The organism is Enterococcus sp. AZ177, assembly GCF_050544585.1.
Taxonomy (GTDB): Bacteria; Bacillota; Bacilli; order Lactobacillales; family Enterococcaceae; genus Enterococcus_L; species Enterococcus_L plantarum.
Window position 1 is genome coordinate 1,487,166 of record NZ_CP172944.1, and the last position, 25,503, is coordinate 1,512,668.

Below are 25,503 nucleotides of genomic sequence, written 5' to 3' on the forward strand. Positions count from 1 at the left end.
ATTAATGATCTCAATCTTGATTACCTAATAGTTTGTTTGACGTTATCCATTTTTAAAACAATTTTAAGAAGCGATACGAAAGCTTTGTTTGTTTTTTAATTCGTTTTTTATTTGGTTTATTTTATATTCAAATTTTTTAAAAAAATGCTAATTTTAATTTTTATGTGTAATTTCGTCATCACTTAATAAGTTATTTTACGGATTGTTAAAATCTTGAAAATGTTGTATAGTTCTGTAGTTGTAAGGATTTTATTATTTTGTTTGAAATTTTATACGTTATTTATAAAGGATGGGTCGCTTTAATGATAAGGAATGAAGATGGTTTGACCCTGATAGAAGTTTTAGTAGCGGTAGTTATATTGGGGACGTCATTTATGTTACTAGCATCAATGTTGGTTCGAAATCAACAAATGATTGAATTGAACGAAAAGAAAAAAGAAGCACAAGCTATTCGTGATGAACTTCGTGAATGGATGGGGTATCGCGGGCAAACACAAGACTTAGCTGGTTTGAATCAGTATGTCTTTAGTGTCAAGAACAATGAGCATTTGACAACTAGTCAAAAGGTAAGAAGAAATTATCTCATTCTCGATAATTCAGGGATTCAGACGAACGGTGGAAATATCTCCATTTACGGTGAGCAAAAAGTTGATTTGACCGGAAGAGTGGAAACTACGAATAAACAACAAGAACGGAAAATTGAATATAGCTACCCAGATAAAAGAACGTTACTTCCCAAGAAATGGAAAGATGCAGAAGAAGGAACGTTAGAAAAAGAAGAAAGCAATTACTTAGGCAGATATATTGGAACAGCAAATCAGCATAATTATTTAGTATTGTGTAAAGTGCATTTTAAAAATACTTCGAAAAAGTATGATCCTCGTAAGGATGGTATAGAAGTATTCTTAGAAATTTATGATGAAAGTACGGGTCGATTAATGACAGATACGTTATTTAATTGGGTAATCACTTATTAGCAGTAAATTGAAGGAGAAAACATGAGCAAGATTCTGAAAAATGAAGATGGATTAACATTAATAGAGATGATTGCAACTTTAGCCATTTTTTCAATCGTGATTCTATTTTTTGGAGCGGTTATCGGTAGTATTGGTAAAGCATTTTCAATCCAAGGAGAAAAAATCGAGTTTCAGCAAACTGCAAACGACATAGTCGTTCAAATAAACCAATTATCAAAAATAGAAGGTCTTTATGAAAAAGCCGGATATTTGGGAAAATTTCCTGCAACAACTTCTTCAGAAAATCCGTGGCAGACGAATCAGATCATTAGTGTTTTCGACTCTGAAGCGGCAAATCAAAAACCAATCGCTTTATCAGAGCAAGGGAAAAATAAAATCGGACTTACTGATATAGTAGATGCCACAAAAGATAGCGGGAAAAATTCAAATGCGCGCTTTTATCAATTAAAAAATCAAGACTATAAAATCAAAATTTTTCAGCAAAAAAATAAAAATGAATCCTTAAAAACACAATTTAGGACACCAAATTATCGAGATACTTTTACAATCCAAACTAGTGTTACGATTCTTTTTTACAAAGGGAGTATTGATTTTGGTCACTATATTAAAAATGGTGAAATTAATCTGTCTGGAAGAGGTGGTATTGAAGAAGAAGAGAGTACAAAGATTTTATACAGTCGAAAAGCAGAATTCACTTATCGTGATGAATTAAAGGCAAAAGGAGAGATTCCGGGTGAAGGTAGATGGTAAAAAACTGAAAAATGATGAAGCAGGTTATGCCTTACTCTACGCATTAGGAGCAATCGTGATTGTAAGTCTTGTGATGATGGGAATTTTTTTAAGAGCTAGAAATAATTTTCTTCAGATAAGTGCAGTTGATCAATTAGCAAAAATGAAAGATGTGAAAGAATACGCTTTTCAGGAAGCTTCCATGAAGATAAAACAAACGATCGAATCAAAACTATCTGGAAACACTCAATTAGGACTAGATAAAACAGTATTAACTAATAAAATGTCTGAGGTAACGAACGAGCTGCAAAATCAGCCAATTGAAAAAATGAGTATTGGGAAACAACAAGATTTTTCTTTTACCGTGAAAGTATCCGAACCAACTGTTTCGATCATCAATCCATATAAATTTATTTCTGAGGACAGCGGTGCTAATGGTTGGATACCAATGGAAGCAAGTGACTCTAAAGATGGAATAATTAACACGAACACCACCTTTACATTAGAGATTAATGTTGAGCAAACGATGAAAAATGGACAGATAAAAAAAGCCTCCTCTAAAGGAGACTATGTGTACGAGTTTCAATGGACGCAAGGTCAACAAAAAGTAGTAGCATCAAAATTAGATGCTTGGAGGTATGTGTATTACCAACCCTCACTTGCTGACGGAGAAGAACTGATTACGGCTGATACTTGGATTCGGAAAATGGATCACATTTATCGTTATCAATCAAATCAACCACTATTTCCATATAAAGAATATTTTAGTCATTATGAAACAAGTTATGGACGGTCCAATAATTTTTTAGTCGATCTTCAAGATGGGACTTTTTTGAATTTTTGGAAAGGACCCAATTCAGTTATATACAAAGATTTAAACGTTGCAGGCTCTTTTTTCCTAAAAAACGGCGTCTTGCTGAACGGAAAAAAATCGATTACCGCGAAAAATATTATTGCACTTCGTAATGACGAAAATCCGAACCAAGAGATAAATGCCATAAAAAATCTTAATATTAAAGCGGATGTAGGAATATACGTCACTATTGATGTAAGTAAATCAACGAATAAAAACGCAGGTCTATATGTAGATAACGACCTCTATGAGATAAAAACACCTAATTTATTGGTCAACAACACCGGATCAAGTAAAAGGGATAAAGGTTTTTTCTTGATTAAAGGAGAAGTCGTGCTAGAACAAGAGCCAACAGGTAATCCGTCGGTTAATTTTAGTGAATATGCCAGTGATGCAAAAGTCAATAATCCAATGAATAAGGACTGGGAACAGTTTTTGGATGGTGGTTTTGTGATTGCAGGTTCAAATGTTTACCTAACGCCTCCGAAAAATAACATTAACATTGAAGGAATTTCCCTGTCTGCTGGAAAAAATGACAAACGTAAGATTCTAGTTAAAAAAGGGAATTTTATGTTGACTTCAGCGTCTTTGTTAAATCAGGGAGAAGAAACATTTGCGTATGCAGATAAAGGTACGTATACATCAAAAGCACGACCACCATCTTTATTAGAGTTAGAGGGGGAACAAAGTTCGCTGACAGTTGAAAATGGTGTAAGTTTTATTGATGCGCCCAAAATAAAAAGAAGAAGTTCAAATGCTATGAAAGCAACGTATTATAACGATAAAAAATACTGGAATACTATTCGCTTAAAAGACCATAGTCATTTGGAATTAGGAACTACAGGAGTCGAACCTTTTAACTTGGAAACGCAAGTAGATACGGTGATGTCAATGAAAGTTCTTCCTAAGCTGGAGCTTTTTGATACAACATTTATCAAAGAAGGATTGAAAAAAGGCAAAGAAACAATTCATGGCAAACTGATTATAGAAGTCGCTACAAAAGAAGACGGCGATCTGTTAATACAAGAATTAGAAAAAGAAGTAGCTATTGAAGAAGGCGATCCAAACGAAGCAAAAAATGGTGTAGTGACAATCGTTAAACCGACACATGGCGTAGTGCCAGAAAATAATTCTCATTGGATCATACAGAGAGTATTTGACTATACCAACAATGTAAACTATTAATCATGGTATTTACAAATCAAAGGAGAGAGGCACGGATGGAAGAAAAAAAAGGACGCAGAAGAAAAAAAATACGGCCGATTTTAGGAGAAAAACCACAACCTAGCCGATCTCCCAAAAATCGAACTGTAGATGAAAATGGTCTTTTAGCAATTGCGGTCAAACAAGGACTATTGAGGAAACAACAAGCAGAGGAAATAAAAGAACAAATAACTGCAACAAGATCAGTAGAAAAAATTCTTTTAGATGAGCATTACGTAGATGAAAATCAACTGATGAAACTTCAAAGTATACAGACTGGAATTAGAATCATTGATTTATTTACAGTAGAAAGAGAAACAGCAGTTCTTGATTTAGTTCCGAAAAAATTTGCTCAAAAAAATCAGCTGTTTCCTGTCAAAAAACGAAAAGGACGTTTGGTAGTAGCAATGGTCAATCCGATGGCTTATGACGTTATCAATGAATTACGGTTGATTACAGGCATGTCAGCTTTACCTTATTTCGCCTCATCATCTGACATTAGCCAGATGATCACAGAACAGTATCCGGAAGATTTGATGTTAGAAGAATGGTTACAGGATGCTACAGATGATACGGTTCTAGGAGAAACTCCGATAACGAATACATTATTAGAAGATGATTCGCCAATTATCAAATTAGTCAATTCACTTATTCAGGCTGCTGTAGATAAAAAAGCCAGCGATATCCATTTTGACCCGCAGAAAAAAAGTTTGAATGTCAGAATTCGGGTAGATGGAGAATTAATTGAACTAAATCAGCTCCCTAAAAATGTTCAACAGGCTGTAACATCACGTTTAAAAATTATTTCCTCTTTAGATATCACTGAAACAAGATTGCCCCAAGATGGACGTGCACAAATCCAAAATGGGCGCCGAATGGTCGATTTACGGGTTTCCGTTTTACCAACGATTTACGGAGAAAAAGTTGTTATTCGGATTATTGATATGTCATCAGGATTAAGAGGTCTGGATGAATTTAACTTTGACAAAGATGTACTAAATGGGCTTAAAGAATTATTAAAACAACCCCATGGTATTTTTCTTGTCACAGGACCCACAGGTTCAGGGAAATCATCGACTTTATATGCGGCACTGAATGAATTGAATCAGCCGAATGTCAATATCATTACAGTAGAAGACCCAGTGGAGTATCAGCTAGACGGTGTGAATCAGGTATTGGTGAATAGTGACATTGGGTTAGATTTCGCAGCCGGTTTACGTTCGATTCTGCGTCAAGATCCAAATGTTGTCATGGTAGGAGAAATTCGTGATGCGGAGACAGCTGAAATTGCGATTCGAGCGTCAATGACAGGTCATATGGTACTTAGTACATTGCATACGAATGATTCGATTGCGACAGTCAGCAGGTTGATTGACATGGGTGTAGATTCATTTTTAGTTGCAAATGCTTTAACAGGTGTTCTTTCACAACGATTAGTGCGAACGATTTGTCCTAACTGTAAAATTGAAGAACCTGCAACAATGGAAGAAATAGAATTTTTAGATAAAAATAATGTGTATGTCGACCATCTTTACAAAGGAACAGGCTGTAAAAAGTGTAATATGACTGGCTTTAAAGGTCGAATAGCAATTCAGGAATTGTTTATTATAACTCCAGATGCACGTTTGGTTATTTCCAGAAATGGTGAGGCAAATGAGTTGCTCGCTGTAGCAAAAAGGAATGGAATGAAAAGATTGCTAGATGATGGCTTAAGCAAAGTTGTTAGAGGCTTTACAACCATTTCAGAAGTATTGAAGGCTACAACCAATGAATAAATCGGTAAATCAAGGAGAACAAAAATGCATGAAGAAGAAATAGAAATACTCGCACAACAAGCGGCAAGACGGAAAGAAGAACGTCCTGGGAAAATTAATCCAAAATTAAGACCATATAAAGAAGAATTTGATGCGTTATTGAGAGAATCTGTTCGTAAAAAAGTTTCAGATATTCATTTGACTGTTGGTCTATCTCCTGTTTTTCGTTTGAATGGAGAATTAGTAGAAGTGACCACTGAAGATGTATTGACGAATAAAACGATTTCTATGTATGGTCGTGTGATGTGCAACGGGGAACAGTGGGCTGAATTTAAATCGAATGGAGAAGTCGATTTGGCTTACGAAGTTAAAAATGCTAGTCGTTTTCGTGTGAACATCTTTAGACAAAAAGGGAACGTTTCGATAGCTTTGCGGATTATTGCAACTAAGATACCTGAGTTAGGATTGTTAGGTGTTCCGTCAGTTTTAAAAACGATGATTCAAAAAAAGCAAGGGTTATTTTTAGTTACTGGTCCTACTGGATCGGGTAAATCAACAACATTAGCATCTATGATCGACTATCTAAACCGAACGAAAAAAACACATATCATTACCTTGGAAGATCCAATAGAGTACGTTCACAATCATAAAATGAGTGTAATCGACCAACGGGAAATCGGTGTAGATACAGAGTCCTTTTCCAATGGTTTGCGGGCATCGCTTCGTCAAGACCCAGATATTATTTTAGTGGGGGAGTTACGTGATTTTGATACCATTTCAATCGCGTTAACAGCCGCTGAAACAGGTCACTTAGTCTTAGGAACACTTCATACAACCAGTGCGGCTGCAACGATTGAGCGAATCGTAGATGTTTTCTCTCCTGAACAGCAGTCTCAAGTTCGGACTCAGCTAGCGGGGGCATTAGTAGGGATTTTAGCTCAGCGGTTATTGCCTAATCGTGGCAATAATGGACGAGTCGCTGCAACCGAAATGTTGGTTAACAATAAATCCATTGCAAATTTGATTCGAGGAAATAAAACGCATCAAATCGGCAATATGCTTCAAACTGGGAAGAGTGATGGCATGTATACCATGGAAAGTTGCCTTCAACAGCTTATGTCTTCTGGAAAAGTGGATATTGAAGCGGCAGAAGCGCTACTTGGCGAGGAGGAGTAGCCATGGCAATCTATTCTTATGAGGCTCAAACAATACAAGGCAATATAAAAAAAGGCCGTTTGCGGGCAGATAGTTTGCACGAAGCGGGGCAATCGCTCAAAAAAAGAGGATTACGTTCTACACTGTTGATTGAACAAGAAGAAACTTTTGCCACAAAAGAGATTCAGTTGTTCAACAAAGTCAGTGTCAAATTGCTTGCTGAATATCTACAAAAGTTTTCAACGTTGATCGATTGTGGAATATCAATTACCTCCGCTTGTGAAATGTTAGCAGAACAAGAGCAGAATAAAAATTTTAAAAAAATATTGACGGAAATTTGTGAAGAAATTCAAGGTGGAGATGCATTGTCTACTTGCTATAGCAAGCATCCTAATGCTTTTCCGTCAATGTTGATAAGCATCGTGCGAGCAGCAGAAATGTCTGGAGCGTTAGATGCCACATTGTTGAGAATGAGTACGTATTACGAGAAAAAAGCTAAAGCACGTGGTGGTGTGATTACGGCAATGATTTATCCAATCATCATGTTAGTTTTATCACTTTGTGTAGGTATTTTCTTGATTGTAAGTATTGTTCCTATGTTCGTAACCGTATTTGAAAGTTTAGATGCTGAGTTACCAGCAATCACAAAAATTACGATTGGTTTAAGTGGATTTTTACAAACAAAAGGCTGGGTGTTGCTCGTTGTAATTGCCATAGTTGTTATTGCGTTTAAGTTGATGATGCGCAATGCTGAGCTGAAATTTAAATGGCACAGTCTAACTTTACGGATGCCAGTTTTTGGCGAATTGATCCAAAAAAGCAATTTAAATATGATGTTGAGCACCCTATCAACATTGTTAGAAAGTTCAGTTTCTATATCTAAGGCTTTAGGTATGTCTGCTGATGCAGTAGACAATTTATATATCAAGCAACTAATACATCGATGTCAAGCAGAAGTTGAAAAAGGTGGTTCGTTAAGTGACGTTTTCAGCAAAGATAAAATCATTCCACCTTTGGTGACTCAGATGACGATAGTAGGTGAGTCTACAGGTTCGCTTGAAAGCATGTTGAAGAAGTTAAGTGACATGTTTGAAGAAGAAGTAGAGATGTTAGGTGAGCGAATCAAGTTGATCATGGAACCCATAACAATCATCGTAATTTGTGTAATCGTGGGGTTGATTGTTTCAGCAATCTTGTTGCCGATGTTTTCAATGTATGACGCGGTACAGGGCTAATCAAAGGATGACACATAAATAGTGATTATTTATGTTTATCATAAAAAACGTACATACGGATTGTACAAAGAGAGGAGAAACAAATATGTTAAAAAAAGTGTTGAAGGATGAGCGAGGACTTTCACTGGTAGAGTTACTTGCAGTTGTAGTAATTATGGCGATTATTGCGGGAATCGGAGCGGTTGCGATTACAGGTGTTATTCAGAAGAATAAAGAAGATGCTGGAATAAGTACAGTACAGAATTTAATGTCCGCAGCAAACATGTATCAAGCTTCAAACGAGGGGAATGAAAATGCTATTGGAACAAAGGCTCCTGCCGTTAATGCCAAAGACTTACTCGATGAAAACTTTATTACAAATATTGGTGGTGGAGTTGTAGAGGAAAAAATCACAGGGATAGTATTTGGAATGAAAGACAATAAGATTGTTATGAGTATTCCACTCGGAACATTTTTAACTGGAAATAAGCAAAATAAAGCTCAACCAGAAATAAATGAAGGTGACGTGGCTAAGTTAAATCGTGGTGATTTTTGGATAGATAAGTAGTCTTCAATATATTTAAACTAGAAATTATACTTGATTTCTAGTTTAAATATCATTAAAGGAGTGAAATTATAAATGGAGAATACTTTTTTTACAACACCATCCACATACGAATACCTTTTCTTTTACATATACATATTCATCTTAGGAACTTGTCTAGGTTCTTTTTTTCTATTGCTCGGTCAACGAATCCCTCGAGGTGAAGATATCGTAAAGAAACGGTCCCATTGCGAAAATTGCAATCACGCCTTAGCTTTTTGGGAATTGATTCCACTATTTTCATATATTCTTTTAAAAGGAAAATGCCGCAATTGTCATGAGAAAATCGGTTTTGTGTACATAGGTTTTGAGTGTCTATCCGGTATATTGTTTACATCCACTGCCTTTTTATTAAAAACGACTAATGAAACCTTGGTTGCGTGGACGCTATTATCATTATTATTGATTATTACCGTAACAGATATCACTGCACAAAAAATTCCTAATAAGATTTTACTGCCATTCTGTATCTTAGCAATCATTGAGCGTTTCGCCGTTCAGCAGTTAAATCCATGGTGGTTTGCACCTGCAGGCTTTGCTGTTGGATTTGGTGTTCTGCTCCTATTAGCTCTTTTAAGTAAAGGTGGCATGGCTGGTGGAGATATAAAATTATTTGCTGTGCTAGGTATAGTTTTAGGTCCAATCTATATAATGATCACGCTAGTCTTGGCCAGTATTTTGGCATTGGTTTACAGTATAGGCGAATTAATTATCAAAAAAAAATTAAGAAAGCACATTCCTTTCGGTCCCTTCATCGCCATTGGCAGTTGGCTTGTTTATTGTTATGCAACAGGGCAATTTAATGATGCTTTTTCACTATTCTTTGGTTCAAAAATTTAGATAAAAAAGAAATGGAGGAGACGATCATTTTAAAAAAAGGATTGAAAACCGTTGTTGGTTTGGATATTAAAAAAAATATGATTCGTTTTGTGATCTTAAAAAGTACTAATCCGTTGGTTATTTATAAAAAAGGAGAAATTGGGTTAAAATCCAGTATTTTTAAAAATGGAAAATTAACGAACAAACAAATTTTAATGGAAGGAATCAAGCAATTATTTAAAGAACATGCAATCAAAAATCCGCATGTGGTTTTTTCAGCGTGTAATCACGAATTATTGATCAGAAGTATTCCAGAAAATGGTATGCGGAATGATAAGGAAGTAAAAAAATATTTGTTTTTGGAATTGGGTGAATCAATTTCTGTTCCCTTCGAGCAGCCTACTTTCGATTTATTAGTATTTGAAAAACAAAAAGCACGTCAAAAAAAGAAAGTGCAAAAAAAAGCAGCAAAACAAAAAGTAAAAGCAACGAGGCGCGATCGTATGGTTGTGGATGGAGAAATTTATTTTGTCGCAACCTCTGAGCCGACACTGATCAGTTTAGGAGATAGCATCCAGCAAGCAAGTGGGATTCCTAGTGCAGTTGATCTGAATTCTCTAGCCTATTCACGTGCAATCAGCCGGAATATCAAATGGTCAGAGGTCTTGTTAGTGGTTGAGGTAGATTGTGGTGTCGCGACGTTTACAATATTTGAAAACCACATTCCAATATACAGCCAGTACGAAGAATACAATGTAGCCAATTGGAAATATATTGAAGACGACAATGGAGAATACAAAGCAGAATTTCATAAAGACAAAGAAGTGGATGCTTTATCTGATTTAGCGGATGTGACCAAAAATATTCTTTACTATTATAGCAATACTTTAGCTGTTGGAAAAAAAATCAGCAAGATTTATTTGGTAGGAGAGCATCCATTACTTTTTAAAGAGGTTATTAAGTCAATGGAAACGAGAATCGAGATTCCAGTGGCTGCAATCAATACCGAAAAACGTTATGCAATTCCTTCAAAATACCTATTAGCAGCTGGACTTGCTATGAAAGGAGTGTAAACATTTATGAATATTAATCTATTGCCAGATAAATTTTATAAAAATCAAGCCTCTCTTTTTTTGATTACCTTCTTTCTTGTGTTAATTGGCGTCGGTGTTGCAGGTCTTGCGATGATGTATTTAGTGAGTCAGCAAGAAGCAACAATGTTAGAAAAATCGGTAAAAACAAAAAAGATGGAGCAGGCACAATTGACCGGTCAGATTGTAAAGTTAAAAAAAGAACAGTCTGAAGAAGTCCAGCAATACTTGACAGAGCTAAAAGGGAAGCAAGTGCTATTTGCTGATATAGCAAAAAATTTAGATGAAATGGTCATAAAATATAACCAAACCATCGAATCGTATCAGATTGTTATTCCTTTACTTGAAACTGCAGGGAATGAAGCCAGTGCAGTCAGTTCTCAAGAAGGGTTAAAAACAGAAGCAGGACAAGAATTGATTCAACTTGATTTAACGATCAAAGGGCCGAAATTATCTAACATTGGTGCTTTAACTGAAGTATTAAGTGAAATCGAATGGATTAATCAAGCAACGCTTTTGTCTGCATCATTTGAAGAAGATTCTGGTGATAAATTCGAATCAGTTATCCAATTACAAATGCTAAAGGAAAAATTACCTTCAATCAATAGAGGAGGAAAAGAGTAAATGAAGACAGTCATCTTTACAAAAAAGCATATTGTAATGTTTATCGTATTTTTATTCCTGTCTCTCATCCTGATTGTTTTAGGTTGGTCTATGGGAATTGCCCCTAAACAAGAAGAAATTGGGAAAATCAAACAAGAAAACGCAACAATAAAAAGTGAAGTAAAGGCTTTACAACACTCTATGAAAGAGTTGAAAGGAAAGAAAAATCTACTCGATTCTGCGATTGTGAATGAATTACCACGATTTTCCAAGGGAATTCAAATGAAGGAATATCTAACAGGATTGGAACAAAAAGTGGCAAAAAATAGAATCACACTAAAACAAATCACAGCAGAAGATACCTTACTTTTTTCTTCCCCAAGCGATCAAACCAAAAAAGTTTATTCAAGTAACATTGTTTTAGAATTTAGTGCCACAGGGAAAAAAGAAGTTGTTGATTTTATCTATACTTTAGAAAATGATCAGCGTTTTATTAAAGTAACTGATTTAAGCTATAAAAGTTCCTCAGAAGAGGGAAGCGGCGCAACATTTGATATTACCTTGTTATTTAATATGTATTATTTAAATGTCAAAGAGGAATCAAAAGAGTAAAGAAAGGAGGGGAAATTCATGAAGCAAATGAAATCCAAAAGGATCGTTATAGGGATAGGAAGTCTATTTTTTATGTTAACTATGGCATTTTTGAGTTATCAAGCTTATTGGTTCTTTCATGATTTTGGAAAAAATAAGTACAGTTTGAATATAGAAGAATACATTCATCCAGAGATGAAGGAAAAAATTGGAATAATTATTGAACTATCAATAACGAATCCCAAAGAAGAAACGATAACGATAAAATCAAAAAACAATCAACTAATCACTCCAGAAACCTTAGAAGCAGTAAAAAGTGATAGTCTGGAAATGGTAACAGCACAACCATCAGGAAACAACGGCGTAAAGATTAAAATCAAACAATCAGACAAAAAAACAACGCTAAAAATACCTTTGCCGATTGTTCGAGACAGTAAAGACAAAATTGAAATTTACCGACATAAGCGAAAAATTAAAACAATGAACATAAATTACACCTCTCCTAAAGAAAAAACTAAAACATCTTCGTTGATTGTCAAACCCAAAATGTATGCAACGACAGGTTCGATTACTTCAACTAACAGTTATGAGATGTTTAGTTCACCTTCTGTCCTACAAATTCAAAACTATACTCCGTCATCCACTAAAAGAATCGTGACGACTTATCAGCAATTGATTGCCGCAATCAAAGATAACTCCACCGACCATATTGAATTTGGTGCAAATATTTCAGGAACAACTGCATTACCAGAAGTCAATCGTTCGTTAATGATTGATGGCAAGGGGTTCACTTTTACTACTGGCACAGGAAATAATCGGTCATTTCAATTAGGATCAGCTAAACGTTTCTTTGTTGTAAAAAATATGAATGTCGATAGCAAAAACAACAGTGGGCTGATCCGTAGCACGCAAGATGGTTGGACGATTTTAACAGAAAATATTCAAAATACTTATGCGAGTAATGCTGGAACTTTTATTGATGCCTCCAGGTCCTATTTAGTGATGAAAGGTCAAACGAATTGGAATTCTGGTACGACAAGCAACAATGTTGTAAATGCTAAGGAAATTTTGATAACGGAACAGGCTGACATCCGTATTCAAGGGAGAGTATCCGTAATTAGGATGCATCCGGGAAATAGAATCAACACAGTTTTTGTCATAGAAAAAGGCTCGAAGCTCGCATTGCATAGTAGAGAAGGTCAAGCCATTTATGCCAATAGCCAAGGGTACGTAAATAAAGTTCATTTTGAAGCGAGAGATGAGGGGACCGTCCTTAATGCAACATCTAACGGAGCGTTAATAGATTATTACGGTGCGACTATTTCTATATGTGGTTCATCTAATAATAGCTCTGAAGCAACTAAATCAGCGACAAAAGTAACCAGCGGTGCAAAGGTAAATATTCATAGTTTAGGTCTAAATAATAATAAAAAAAGAGCGCAGCCAGCAATGATCAATCAAGTGACAAACGGTAATTTTTACGTTGATGGAAAAGGTTCCGAGTTAAATTTAACCTCAGAAGGGGAAAGTAATAATATCGGTGCGGTCCTTCGTTTCCGATTGGTTGGAGGGCAAACATTTCTTCTCACTAATAAAGGGAAAGTATCGATAACCAAAAAGAATGGATCAGCATCCGGTATTCGCTTGTATGGACAAAACAATCAGTTTTTTGTAAAAAGCGGTGGCTATCTTCAAATCAATAATCAGGCAGATAAATCTGATAATGGTGGACCGGTAAATGGTTCAGATACAGGTGGCAAACAAGGGATTCAATTTCCAATAGATGGCTCTGGGAAGACGTCGATCTTTTCTCTTGAAGGAAAGGAAAGTGAAGTATACATCAATGCATCTCTAGGCCCAGCGCTATGGACGCAAAGTGGTAGTCTTAGGTTTTTAGTAGGGAAAGATACTGTGTTTCGAGCAGAAGGACACACCTATTCTCAAAATAGTGGGGTGATTCAATCAGCAGGTCAAGCCGATTTTGAATTAGATCAACCGAGTTTTTATGACATAAGAAACAACCGTAAAAATGGGGGACAAGTATTCTCAAATGGCTCTAATAATGGCACCTTTAAAGTGAAAAAATCTTATCTTTCTGTTTGGGAAATCAAAAATGGCCTTGATTTAGATCAAGATCCAGATGCTTATTGGGCACCGATTTCGTATACATTAAAAGGACGGAATTTCGAAACAATCGTAAGTACCGATTATGTAGATGAATTCAATCAAAGTACGTACAAAGGAGCTAACCATTATGCTCGTATGAGTGGTAATAGTTCTGCCCCAATCGTAGATGAGCTGAGAATTCCAACGAATGCTGATAAAAAAATCTATGGGCATGTTAGCGTAAAAGTCGGTTATGGAGAAGAAATTCGAGATGCTTGGGAAAAGGAAGTTCTAGTGAAAGTTAAAATTACAAGAGGCAATACTGTACTCATGGAAAAAGAAGTTCTGACAAAAGGATACAAAGGTGCAAAAAATCTTCCAGGTGTTCAGCAATGGGATGAGCAAAAACCACGAGGTGGAATAGTCGTCGTTGAGTTAGCTGATTTTATTAAAACTGGTGATAAAGTAGAAATTATCGGTGCTACTCGTGGAAGAAATCGAGACAGTTTAGAAGTTCCATCGCTTCTTGTTAAACCAGTCACAACAGTAGATGTCACACCGCCAATGGAATTAACAATAGAAAAAGATTCAATTTCCGGAAAGTCAGATACCCTCACAAATGCAAGCAAACAAATCAAAGGCACGATCGATTTATATGATAAACGATATGATAATCAATTAACAGAAAAAATGTACATCTTTGCGAAAGTAAACAATCAATTTTTAGAGAGTACATTGACAGAAGTAACGAGCGAAGGGAAAAGTATCACGGATTCTAAAGTGAATTGGACAATCAATTTACCGAGATATATAGCATCCAATGAAACAATCGAAATTTTCGCGAAAGATAGCAACGTTCTTGATGATTTAAAGGATAAAGAGCAATTAAATACGTATAGTAAAGATCCTAATGGCATTGGTGGCAATAGTATGCCGTCAAGTAGCAGTTATGGGCATTATAAAGGCTATCATGATGCAGTTAAGTCAGGCAAACAAGATGACCGATTTAAGCCCGCTAAACTAATGTCTGTTGAAGATATAATGCCAGAAGAGTTATCGTTAGAAAACTTGAAGGTCGAAGCTAGTACGAAAGAAAAAGATCCTGTAACGAATAAAGAAGTTGATATCACTAGAATCGGTAGTTTATTGACGTATTCAGGCGAAATAAGAAGTGCGAACAATCATCCATCCGAATCAAAAAAAGTGATTAGAAATGTTCTCTTCACTACCGAGATTCCCGCTGATCTTGATGATTCATCAAGTAGTTTTACCTTCTTTTTTGAAAAAAATGGGAAACCAATTATTGGGCAGTATGATCAGGCATCAAGGATATTGTCCGTCAATGTTGACACTTTAACCAAGGATGATGTACTTACATTCAATTTTTCCACTAAAGTGACGGATGTTCCAGAAGGCTCACCAGAGTTTAGTTTAACTGTAAAAGCGCAAGGGAAATCACCAAATGAAGAGCCATTTATATCAGGCGACTTTATTTTGGAGAATCAAAAAACGTTGACAGACGAAGCAACGATGACAAGTCCAATGCCTAAAAAAGAAAGCGAAAATGAAACTGAATCGATCATCGAAGATGGGAAAGCGTATGTGAGACTATCTATAATCAATAAACGTTTAACCGCTTATTATAGAAATGTGACAAAAATTGTCGTGAAAATCGATGGTGATACCTATCGATCATTTGATAAGACATCTGGTTTACAGGAACTATCAACTGCTGAAAAGTCGATTGTACTTGACATACCGATTGATCAGCATCGCCGAAATATTACGGCTGAATACTATTATCCAGATCCACAAAATACGAGTAATTCGCTAAAAGCAGTTACAACGTGGAACAAAAAGAAATGGAATAAGGATGTAAATGATGCGCTAGATCCAGAAAAATAGCGAGTGGCACTGGTAAGAGTTAATAAAACCATTTTATTTTATAGATAAATATTGTATATCCTTTTGACTCGATGGCACATTTAGTCGAAAGTGTTATTTAATAGTTTTATACAATCTGTAGTGAGGTTGGGAAAGAAGTACTTAATTATCTTAGTGCTTTAGTTCTTTGAATTTGATGTGCTAGATGCAAAGCGTACTGCTTGCTTCTACAGCAACCGTTGATCTGAATTCTTTAGGGGGTGGAATGTGACTCGTAGAGTCATGTCCCACCCTCATTTCGTTTTTTATAATTTAGTTTAGGGATTCTTTGGAAAAATTTATAACTTGTATTAAAAAAGGTATTTTTAAGTGAAAATCTAATAAAAGCTGTAATAATAACACTAGACCTTTAATTTTTTGATTTAGTAGCATATAATAAGAAAGGGTTTATTTGAGAACGCACAATAATAACTTTCATGGTACAATAGCATGTAATGGATCACTACAGGAGGGAACACTATCATGGTCAAAGAAAAAACTAGATATAAAGCTGTGATTGCCGATCATACCTATACGATCATCGGACAAGAAAGCAAACAACATATGGATTTAGTAACGAAATTAGTCAATGAACAACTAGCTGAAATCAAACATATCTCACCACAAACAAACGATGAACAAGCCTCTGTTTTATTAGCGATCAATGCCATTTCTGATCAGTTAAAAAAACAAGAAAAAGTGCTTAACTTAGAACAAGAAGTAGCAGAACTAAAAAAACGTACAATCAGACTGGCTGAACTAGAAAATCGAATCAAACGCATCGAAGCAATAGAAGAAGAAGCAAGAGTCGTTCTGAAAAAAAATGGACAAGAAGATGTAGAAATACACAATCATATGGAAGCTCAGCAAATCTTAAATGAAAATCGAAAACAACAGATTCAAAGTAAAAGCACCCAAGACCAATAATCTGAGAGGATGACAGGATGTTAACACTACTTATTTTATTACTTTTTGCCATTGGATTTTATACAGGAGCTAGACGTGGATTGATTTTACAAGTGTTATATACATTTGGCTATTTTTGTTCTTATTTTATAGCTAAAACGTACTATAAAAGTTTAGCTTCCCATCTAGAATTGTTCATCCCGTATCCATCACCAACACCTGATACTAAATTGGTCTTCTTTAATCAAAAGCTTACGCTTGATTTAGATCAAGCATTTTACGGAGCGGTAGCATTTTTGCTTATTTTAGCAGCAGGTTGGTTAGTTGTCCGATTTTTGGCGATTTTTGCGCATGGATTGGTATTTGTACCAGTCTTAAAACAAGCAAATTGGCTAGCTGGCGGATTAATAAGTTTGATCGTCGTTTATATCGGAGTATTTTTAGTTTTAAGTACTGTATCGATGTTGCCAGTCGATTCAGTCCAAAATCAATTTAAAAACAGCGGATTAGCAAGTTTTATCATAAAAGATACCCCTATTTTTTCTAAACAAATCTACCATTTATGGATTGAGCAGATGATTAAATAAGAAAAAACATTAAGAATCACTACAAGAACAGAAGGTGAAAAAATGAATACACGAATTTTAACAACGTTAGGCTTTGATAAGGTCAAACAGCTAATTTCCCAATTTGTTGTTACAGCTCAAGGCTTGGAAGAGGTTGAACATTTAGTACCAGTAAATGAGGAGACCAGTATTCAGGCTTGGTTAAGAGAAACAGAAGATGGCTTGAAAGTCCAGCGATTGCGTGGTGGTATTCCAATTCCGAAGTTAGAGAATATTCGTCCGCATATGAAGCGAATTGAAATTGGTGCTGATTTAAATGGTATCGAATTGGCGCATATTGGACGTGTCTTGTCTACAACTTCTGAAATGATACGTTTCTTTGATGATTTACAAGATAGTGAGATCGAACTACTGAGACTTTATGCTTGGAACGATCAATTAGTCGTTTTACCTGAACTGAGTCGACGATTGAAAGAGTCAATTGATGATGAGGGGCGAGTAACCGATGAAGCCTCACCAGAATTGAAAATCATTCGGCATAATATTCGTAGAACAGAACAGACGATTCGCGAACAATTAGATGGAATCGTTAGAGGGAAAAATGCCAAATATTTAAGTGATGCGATCGTCACGATGAGAAATGAACGTTACGTAATTCCAGTTAAACAAGAATACAAGAGTGTGTTTGGCGGAGTTGTTCACGATCAAAGTTCTTCAGGTCAGACATTGTTTGTAGAGCCGAAACAAATCGTTGAGTTGAACAATCGTTTACGTCAACATCAAATTGCAGAACGTAACGAAATCGAGCGGATTTTATCTGAGTTGTCTGCCGAGCTAGTACCGCATCGAAATGATATCATGCACAATGCATACGTTATTGGTAAATTAGATTTTGTAAATGCCAAAGCTCGATTCGGGAAACAACTAAATGCAGTTGTTCCAAAAATCAGTGAAGAAAACCACATTTACTTTAAGCAAGCCAGACATCCGTTATTAGATCAAGAAAAAGCTGTTCCAAACGATATCACGATTGGAAAAGAATATCAGGCAGTTGTGATCACAGGACCAAATACAGGTGGTAAGACGATTACCCTTAAAACACTTGGTTTGCTTCAACTGATGGGGCAATCTGGCTTACCAATTCCTGCGGGTGAAGAAAGTCAAATGGGTATTTTTGATGAAGTTTTCGCTGATATCGGAGATGAACAATCAATCGAACAAAGTTTAAGTACGTTTTCTTCTCACATGACAAATATTGTTGATGTCTTGAAAAAAGTAGACAATCATAGTTTAGTCCTATTCGATGAGTTAGGTGCAGGAACCGATCCGCAAGAAGGTGCAGCTCTGGCGATTTCGATTTTAGATGCATTAGGTAGTAAAAGTGCTTATGTAATGGCAACGACCCATTATCCTGAATTAAAAGTTTATGGATATAATCGTACAGGCACGATTAACGCTAGTATGGAATTTGACGTAGACACCTTGAGTCCAACGTACCGCTTATTGATAGGCGTTCCAGGACGTAGTAATGCGTTTGAAATTTCAAAACGACTTGGTTTGGATACAGCTATTATCGATGAGGCAAAACACATTATGGACGGTGAAAGCCAAGATCTTAATGAAATGATTGCTGATTTGGAAAATCGTCGTAAAATGGCTGAGACGGAATATTTAGAAGTTCGTCATTATGTAGAAGAAGCGGAGCGCTTGCATCATGAGTTGAAAGAAGCCTATAGTTACTTTTTCGATGAGCGAGAAAAAGAAATGACAAAAGCCCGCCAAAAAGCCAATGAACTTGTGTCACAAGCAGAGGAAGAAGCTGCTGGTATTATTTCAGATATTCGTAAAATGCAGTTAAGCAGTGGCAATCAAGGTGGCATCAAAGAACATCAATTAATCGATGCTAAATCTAAGCTTTCGAGTCTTCACCATGAAGAGGCAAAACTAGAAAAAAATAAAGTGCTAAAAAAAGCTAAAGAACAAAAGAAACTAAAAATAGGTGATGAAGTAATCGTCAATACTTATGGACAACGTGGAACGTTGATTCGTAAATCAAGCGATAATGAATGGCAAGTTCAATTGGGCATATTAAAGATGTCAGTTGCCGAAAGTGATATGACACCCGTCGCCCCAGAAAAAGAACCGAGGCAAAGAGTGACGGCAGTTCGTTCTAGTGAAAGTAGTCATGTGGCAAACCAATTAGATTTACGAGGAAAACGGTATGAAGAAGCGTTGGCTGAAGTCGATCAATACTTAGATGCAGCGATTTTAGCGGGCTATCCTCAAGTGACGATTGTACATGGTAAGGGAACTGGCGCTTTACGGACAGGTATTACGGATTACTTGAAAAACCATCGTAGTGTGAGTAGTTATGAATTCGCACCAGGTAACCAAGGTGGGAATGGCGCAACAATCGTAAAATTCAATTAATCTGCTTACCTTTAGTAAGCAGAAAACTAGTCGAATGAACAGACGAGTGCTATAATTACTTTAGAAATCATCAACTAGCTTTGCAGGCTACTTTTTGGAACGGAGATAAGAATAGAGTGAAGTTAAAGGGATCTCAATCAATTTTTCTTCTTCTTCTTTCAAGGTTAGACAATCCTGTTCAGCTTTAATACGTAGGAGGGCTATAATATGACACAAGCAATTACAGATAAAGAATTTTCAACTGAAACAGATAGCGGTCTTGTTTTAATCGATTTTTGGGCAACATGGTGTGGACCTTGTCGTATGCAATCGCCGATTTTAGAGCAATTAAGTGAAGAATATGATGAAAGTGAAGTGAAAATTGCGAAGATGGATGTCGATGAAAATCCAGAAACGCCCGCTTCATTTGGAATCATGAGTATTCCAACATTATTGTTGAAAAAAGACGGTGAAGTTGTAGAAAAAGCAGTAGGTGTTCATTCGAAAGAACAGTTACGTGCAATGATTGAAAAATATCTGTAGAATCAAACGTAGGATGGGGAAGTTCTTCATCCTATTTTTTATGTCTTACTATAAAGATAATGGTATAATATAATGTATCAAGGAAGAAGAAAGGAAGTATTATGAACGATAGAATCAAAAACAAATTAGCATTGCTTCCTGACCAACCAGGTTGTTACTTGATGAAAGACAAAAATGGAACAATCATTTACGTTGGTAAAGCAAAAGTGTTAAAAAATCGTGTTCGTTCTTATTTCAGCGGTAGCCATGATACAAAAACAGAACGGCTTGTCAGCGAGATAGAAGATTTTGAATATATAGTGACTGAATCAAATATTGAAGCATTATTACTTGAAATCAATTTGATCCACAAAAATGATCCTAAGTACAATATCATGTTGAAAGACGATAAAAGCTATCCTTTTATTAAAATTACAAACGAAGATTATCCTCGTTTGTTGATTACTAGAAAAGTTTCAAAGGACAAAGCTCTTTATTTTGGGCCATATCCAGATGTTGGTGCAGCAAATGAGACGAAACGATTGCTGGATCGTCTTTTTCCATTAAGAAAATGCCGAGTGTTACCCAAAGAAGTTTGCCTTTATTACCACATGGACCAGTGTTTAGCTCCTTGTGTTTTTGATATTCCTAAATCAACTTATACAGAAATGGTTTCAGAAATCAAAAGTTTTTTAAACGGAGGACACCCAGTTATTCAAGAAGAAATACAACGAAAAATGAATGAAGCTGCTGAAAATATGGAATTTGAAAAGGCAGCAGAATATCGTGATCAAATCAAAGCGATCGAAACGGTCATGACACGTCAAAAAATGACGAATGCAGATTTGGTCGATCGTGATGTCTTCGGGTATTCAGTTGACAAGGGCTGGATGTGTGTTCAGGTGTTCTTTATCCGTCAAGGTAAGTTGATTGAGAGAGATGTTTCAATTTTTCCTTTTTACAATGAAGAAGAAGAAGATTTTTTAACCTTTATCGGGCAGTTCTATCAAGAAAATGAACACTTTATTCCTAGAGAAGTCTTGATTCCAGATAACATTGATATTGCGAGTGTAGAGGCGATGCTTTCAACCAAAGTACTACAACCTCAACGCGGGGAGAAGAAGAAATTAGTTAAGTTAGCGGGCAAAAATGCGACGGTCGCTTTACAGGAAAAATTTGATTTGATTGTACGGAAACAAGAACGAACAATTGGGGCAGTCGAAAAGTTAGGAAACGCGATGAATATCCCGACACCTATCAGAATTGAAGCATTTGATAACTCGAATATTATGGGGACGGATCCAGTTTCGGCGATGGTTGTTTTTATTGATGGTCGACCAGATAAGAAGGAATACCGTAAATACAAAATAAAAACGGTGAAAGGTCCAGATGATTATGCCTCAATGCGTGAAGTGATTTATCGTCGCTATTCAAGAGTTTTGAAAGAGAACCTCCCATTTCCAGATCTGATTGTAATCGATGGAGGAAAAGGGCAGATTGATGCAGCGAAAGAAGTATTAGATAATCAATTAGGCTTGGACATTCCGATTGCAGGATTGGCGAAAAATGATAAGCACAAAACGAGCGAACTACTTTTTGGACCGAATTTGGCTGTTGTTCCTCTAGAAAGAAATTCGCAAGAGTTCTTTTTATTACAGCGTATTCAAGATGAAGTCCATCGCTTTGCTATTACCTTCCATCGACAATTAAGAAGTAAAAACAGCTTTGCTTCTCGCTTGGATAATATAGAAGGATTGGGTCCAAAAAGGAAAAAAGAGTTACTCAAACAATTTAAGTCCTTAAAAAATATCACGGCCGCTTCGATTGAAGAACTAAATGCATCTGGTTTGCCGAAGAATGTTGCTAAAAATGTCTACGATCACTTGCATCAGGATGAAACTGATTCTGGTGAAAACGTATGATGGCTGATTAACTAAAAAAAGCTAAATTCATTTTTATGAGTTTAGTTTTTTATTTTAATCGATAATTACAGAAAAAGTGGTTTAGCCCATTTAAAAACGTTTGACATATGAAGAAATTCACGATACTCTATCGTTAGGTGATATATCATCTGACGATATAAAGGAGTAAGATACCATGGAAGATACACTGACGGATTCCACTTATTTGATTCTGTTAGCATTACTAGAACCGCAACATGGATACGCTATCATGAAAGAAGTAAAAGTAGTAACAAATGGCCAAGTCGACATTGGTCCAGCGAGTATGTACACTATTTTAAAAAAGTTACAAAAGAGCGAGTTGATCACGCTAGAAGAAAGTAACGAACGGAAGAAAACGTATTTAATTACGGATAAAGGGCTCGCAATTTTAGAGTTAGATATTGAGCGCAGGAAACTTCTCTATCAAGCTGGAAACCGTCTATTAGCTGAAAAAAGGAGAAAAAAAGGATCATAATTCAGGGGAAGAAATACATTTTTTCAAAGGGAATTACTTTTTATCCAGAAAAAGAAATGCAACTTTTAAAGAGACAAGCAGAAGATGGCTGGCACTTTGAAAAAATGAATCAAGCTGGTTTTCTTGTATTCGAAAAGGGAAATCCGGAAAAAAAGGATTTTTCAGTCGATTTCTTTGAGGGATCATCTGAATATTTGGTAATCTATAAAGAAGCTGGTTGGAAAAATATAGGCAATTATAAAGATAAATATTATTATTTTAAAGCTGAACGAGAGACACCGACAATCTATTCAGATTCTGACAGTTACCGGATTCGTATGAAGAAAGAATGGCTATGGTTATTCCTGCGTGCGCTTATCTATTTACCGATCGGTATTTGTTTCCTTATGCTTGTGTTCTTAACAAAAGAATCTCAAAATGATATTTTAGGGAATGTGTTTGTCAGAGGTATTTTACTATCTTTAGGGACGATGCTCACCGTATTACCGCTAGGAGTAACGGTAACAATTGTCTTTTCATTGATTATTTATAGGGATCGTACAAAATATTATCATCATCCAGAACGTTTTGCCAAACGACAAAAAGTTCTGAGAGATTCCATAGTCTTAGCAATTTTAGGTGCTATTGTAGGAATGCTGTTCAGTCTTTTATTAAAGACCTTTTTTTAAACTAATTGGGGCACATGGTACAATCTGTTAAAAGGTCAAAGAATATGTTGACGAATAAAATAGAAACTGTACTTTTGAATAAAAAATAGATTTTAATTTGAAAATAGGAGGATGGATAATGTTAGAAGTAAAGAATTTGGTTAAAACTTTTGGAAATTATACAGCTGTTGACAACATGTCTTTTGAAATTCCAGATGGAAAAATACTGGGACTAATTGGTCAAAACGGTGCTGGGAAGACGACAACTTTCCGTTTGATTTTAGACTTTTTGACACAAGATAGTGGGGTTGTCCTTTGGAATGGTCATCAGCTAAGTGGTAAAGACTATAACGATATTGGTTACTTACCAGAAGAACGTGGTTTGTATCCAAAAGTCTCTATTCAGGAGCAATTGATTTACTTTGCTGAATTAAGAGGGAAAACGAAAAAAGAAATTGAACCGAAAATTGATGAATGGATGGAGAAGTTCAAAGTCAAAGGGAAAAAAACGGATAAAGTAAAATCACTTTCAAAAGGAAATCAACAAAAAGTTCAACTGATTGCCACATTGATCCATGAACCAAAATTAGTGATTCTAGATGAACCCTTTAGTGGACTAGACCCAGTGAATGCTGAGCTATTAAAAGATGGGATCATTGCATTAAAAGAGAAGGGGTCCTGTGTGATTTTCTCCAGCCATAATATGGATAATGTTGAAAAAATCTGTGATCATCTTGTTATGCTAAGAAGTGGGAAAATGGTTCTTAATGGTAAAGTTCATGAAATTCGTGAAAGTTTCGGCCGCACGAAAGTCTTCTTAGAATCGCCATTGAGTCCTGAAGATGTTTTAGCAATCGACGGGGTTCAGTCTGCAGTAAAACGCGGAGATGGTGTTGTTGAAGTAACCTTAAATGATCCAGACACAGGGCAAGAAATTTTTGCTCGTGCTACACAGTTCGGCTATATTCCGATGTTCAATCAGCAACCACCTACCTTAGAAGAAATATTCAAGATGAAAGCAGGTGAACCAAATGAGTAAATTTTGGATTATAGCGAGAGATGTATATAAAAAGAATGTTAAATCTCTTTCCTTTATTATTATGATCCTTGTACCCTTTATTGTCATGGGAATTATTTATATTGCTGGTTCTTTGGCGGGTGGTTTTTCTGAGGAGACGAAAGTGGGTCTTGTTTCTGATAATCAAGCATTAGCAGAACAATTAGCACAGTCAAAAACAGATGATTATACATTTAAAGTAATGAAATCGCAAAAAGAAGCTGAGAAACAATTAAAAGAGAAAAATCTTGAAGCTTTTCTTGTTTTAGAAACTAAATCAGAACAGATTCATGGAAAATTATATGCAGAATCTTCTTTAGGAACAACGACAGAATTGATGATGGGGCAAATGCTTAACGGTCTTCAATCTTCATTCAATGCAAGTAAACTTAATTTAACCACAGAACAATTAGCAAGTTTAAGTCAACCGGCGAATTTTGAGAAGACTAAAGTTCGCTTTGACGATAATGGAAAAATGATAACGGGACAAGATAATACAGCGATTCAATCAGCAATGTCATTTGTGATAACGATTGTTCTTTGGGTGATTATTATCACGTATGCATCCATTATTGCTCAGGAAATTGCTTCTGAAAAAGGAACCCGGATCATGGAAGTTATTTTATCCAGTACGAAAGCCCAAACGCATTTTTATGGAAAATTGACTGGGGTCATTTTGGTTGCACTTACTCAAATTGTGATTTACGCAGCGGCAATCGGGATTGGGTATACACAATTGAAAGACATGGATATCGTAAAAGGATTTCTAGAAGGTCTTTCTTCCACGACTATTTTTGGTAGTTTTTTATTCTTCACTTTAGCATTTTTTGTGTTAGGAGTATTGGTCTATTCAGTCTTAGCAGCATTATGTGGGTCATTGGTATCAAAACCAGAAGACACGGCAAAAGCAGTTCAACCGATCATCTACATTGCTATGATTGGCTATTTCATTGGGATTACATTAGGAACAAGTGATCCACAAAATATTGTGATCAAAGTATCTTCTTACATTCCGTTGATTTCATCTTTTATTATGCCGATTCGTTTAGCTAGCGAAACCGTCACTACTGCAGGGGCGCTGATTTCTGTAGGGATCTTGATTGTGTTCGGTCTATTATTGACGATGTTTTCAGCTAAATTGTATAAATCAAACGTTTTAGTTTATAGCGAAGGTGGCGTTTTGAAATCATTGAAACAATCGATTTCAATTCTGAAAAATGAACGCAAAAAAATAGTTAAATAGGTATTAAAAGAAATTAGGACAGAAGTGTTTAACGCTTAGAATTTGATGTGATCGAATCAAAGCGCAGTAATTGCTTCAGCTCTCATTATTTATTTGAATTCCTTGAGGCAGAG

Annotated in this window: 21 protein-coding genes; all 21 read left to right on the forward strand. The window is 35.9% G+C overall.

The features are described from left to right. Positions 1-302 precede the first annotated feature (302 nt). A complete protein-coding gene (locus IGJ34_RS07290) occupies positions 303-977 on the forward strand; it encodes a type II secretion system protein (RefSeq protein WP_069653066.1) in 675 nt (224 codons plus the stop codon). 21 nt (positions 978-998) lie between these two features. Further along, on the forward strand, positions 999-1,727 hold the full coding sequence (locus IGJ34_RS07295; protein ID WP_069653067.1) for a prepilin-type N-terminal cleavage/methylation domain-containing protein: 729 nt from the start codon (positions 999-1,001) through the stop codon (positions 1,725-1,727). After that, the gene (locus IGJ34_RS07300; protein WP_430598470.1) at positions 1,711-3,744 is read left to right on the forward strand and encodes a hypothetical protein; all 2,034 of its coding nucleotides are present in this window, start codon (positions 1,711-1,713) and stop codon (positions 3,742-3,744) included. Before IGJ34_RS07295 ends, IGJ34_RS07300 begins: the two co-directional genes overlap by 17 nt. Positions 3,745-3,779: 35 nt before the next feature. Next, positions 3,780-5,537, forward strand: coding sequence for a GspE/PulE family protein (locus IGJ34_RS07305; RefSeq protein WP_083241706.1), 1,758 nt, complete (start codon positions 3,780-3,782; stop codon positions 5,535-5,537). A gap of 24 nt (positions 5,538-5,561) precedes the next feature. After that, positions 5,562-6,692: a type IV pilus twitching motility protein PilT gene (locus IGJ34_RS07310; RefSeq protein WP_430598471.1), complete on the forward strand. Its 1,131-nt coding sequence runs from the start codon at positions 5,562-5,564 to the stop codon at positions 6,690-6,692. Between the two features lie 2 nt (positions 6,693-6,694). Beyond that, positions 6,695-7,906, forward strand: coding sequence for a type II secretion system F family protein (locus tag IGJ34_RS07315; protein ID WP_430598472.1), 1,212 nt, complete (start codon positions 6,695-6,697; stop codon positions 7,904-7,906). Positions 7,907-7,991: 85 nt separating this feature from the next. Continuing rightward, positions 7,992-8,453: a type IV pilin protein gene (locus IGJ34_RS07320; RefSeq protein ID WP_242596265.1), complete on the forward strand. Its 462-nt coding sequence runs from the start codon at positions 7,992-7,994 to the stop codon at positions 8,451-8,453. 72 nt (positions 8,454-8,525) lie between these two features. Continuing rightward, a complete protein-coding gene (locus tag IGJ34_RS07325; protein WP_206837650.1) occupies positions 8,526-9,329 on the forward strand; it encodes a prepilin peptidase in 804 nt (267 codons plus the stop codon). Between the two features lie 11 nt (positions 9,330-9,340). Then, a complete protein-coding gene (gene pilM, locus IGJ34_RS07330; protein ID WP_430598473.1) occupies positions 9,341-10,381 on the forward strand; it encodes a type IV pilus biogenesis protein PilM in 1,041 nt (346 codons plus the stop codon). 6 nt (positions 10,382-10,387) lie between these two features. Then, the gene (locus tag IGJ34_RS07335) at positions 10,388-11,023 is read left to right on the forward strand and encodes a hypothetical protein (protein WP_069653073.1); all 636 of its coding nucleotides are present in this window, start codon (positions 10,388-10,390) and stop codon (positions 11,021-11,023) included. Further along, positions 11,024-11,614 (forward strand): hypothetical protein, encoded by a 591-nt coding sequence (locus IGJ34_RS07340; RefSeq protein WP_206837644.1) that lies wholly within the window; start codon positions 11,024-11,026, stop codon positions 11,612-11,614. A gap of 18 nt (positions 11,615-11,632) precedes the next feature. Next, positions 11,633-15,604: a pectate lyase-like adhesive domain-containing protein gene (locus IGJ34_RS07345; RefSeq protein WP_430598474.1), complete on the forward strand. Its 3,972-nt coding sequence runs from the start codon at positions 11,633-11,635 to the stop codon at positions 15,602-15,604. 501 nt (positions 15,605-16,105) lie between these two features. Further along, positions 16,106-16,549, forward strand: coding sequence for a cell division protein ZapA (gene zapA, locus IGJ34_RS07350; protein WP_069653076.1), 444 nt, complete (start codon positions 16,106-16,108; stop codon positions 16,547-16,549). 17 nt (positions 16,550-16,566) lie between these two features. Further along, a complete protein-coding gene (locus IGJ34_RS07355) occupies positions 16,567-17,115 on the forward strand; it encodes a CvpA family protein (protein WP_111248696.1) in 549 nt (182 codons plus the stop codon). A gap of 42 nt (positions 17,116-17,157) precedes the next feature. Further along, positions 17,158-19,524 carry an endonuclease MutS2 gene (locus IGJ34_RS07360; RefSeq protein ID WP_069653078.1) on the forward strand — a complete coding sequence of 789 codons (2,367 nt, stop codon included), beginning with the start codon at positions 17,158-17,160 and terminating at the stop codon, positions 19,522-19,524. A gap of 207 nt (positions 19,525-19,731) precedes the next feature. Further along, complete coding sequence (gene trxA / locus IGJ34_RS07365) at positions 19,732-20,046, forward strand: thioredoxin (protein ID WP_430598475.1); 315 nt, start codon at positions 19,732-19,734, stop codon at positions 20,044-20,046. A 101-nt stretch (positions 20,047-20,147) separates the two neighbouring features. Further along, positions 20,148-21,947 carry an excinuclease ABC subunit UvrC gene (uvrC, locus tag IGJ34_RS07370; protein ID WP_430598476.1) on the forward strand — a complete coding sequence of 600 codons (1,800 nt, stop codon included), beginning with the start codon at positions 20,148-20,150 and terminating at the stop codon, positions 21,945-21,947. Positions 21,948-22,122: 175 nt separating this feature from the next. Further along, a complete protein-coding gene (locus IGJ34_RS07375; RefSeq protein WP_430598477.1) occupies positions 22,123-22,443 on the forward strand; it encodes a PadR family transcriptional regulator in 321 nt (106 codons plus the stop codon). Positions 22,444-22,499: 56 nt separating this feature from the next. After that, the gene (locus IGJ34_RS07380; protein ID WP_430598478.1) at positions 22,500-23,111 is read left to right on the forward strand and encodes a DUF2812 domain-containing protein; all 612 of its coding nucleotides are present in this window, start codon (positions 22,500-22,502) and stop codon (positions 23,109-23,111) included. 118 nt (positions 23,112-23,229) lie between these two features. Continuing rightward, positions 23,230-24,129, forward strand: a complete 900-nt coding sequence (locus tag IGJ34_RS07385; protein ID WP_430598479.1) for an ABC transporter ATP-binding protein — start codon at positions 23,230-23,232, stop codon at positions 24,127-24,129. Further along, positions 24,122-25,390: an ABC transporter permease gene (locus tag IGJ34_RS07390; RefSeq protein ID WP_430598480.1), complete on the forward strand. Its 1,269-nt coding sequence runs from the start codon at positions 24,122-24,124 to the stop codon at positions 25,388-25,390. Before IGJ34_RS07385 ends, IGJ34_RS07390 begins: the two co-directional genes overlap by 8 nt. Positions 25,391-25,503 lie beyond the last annotated feature (113 nt).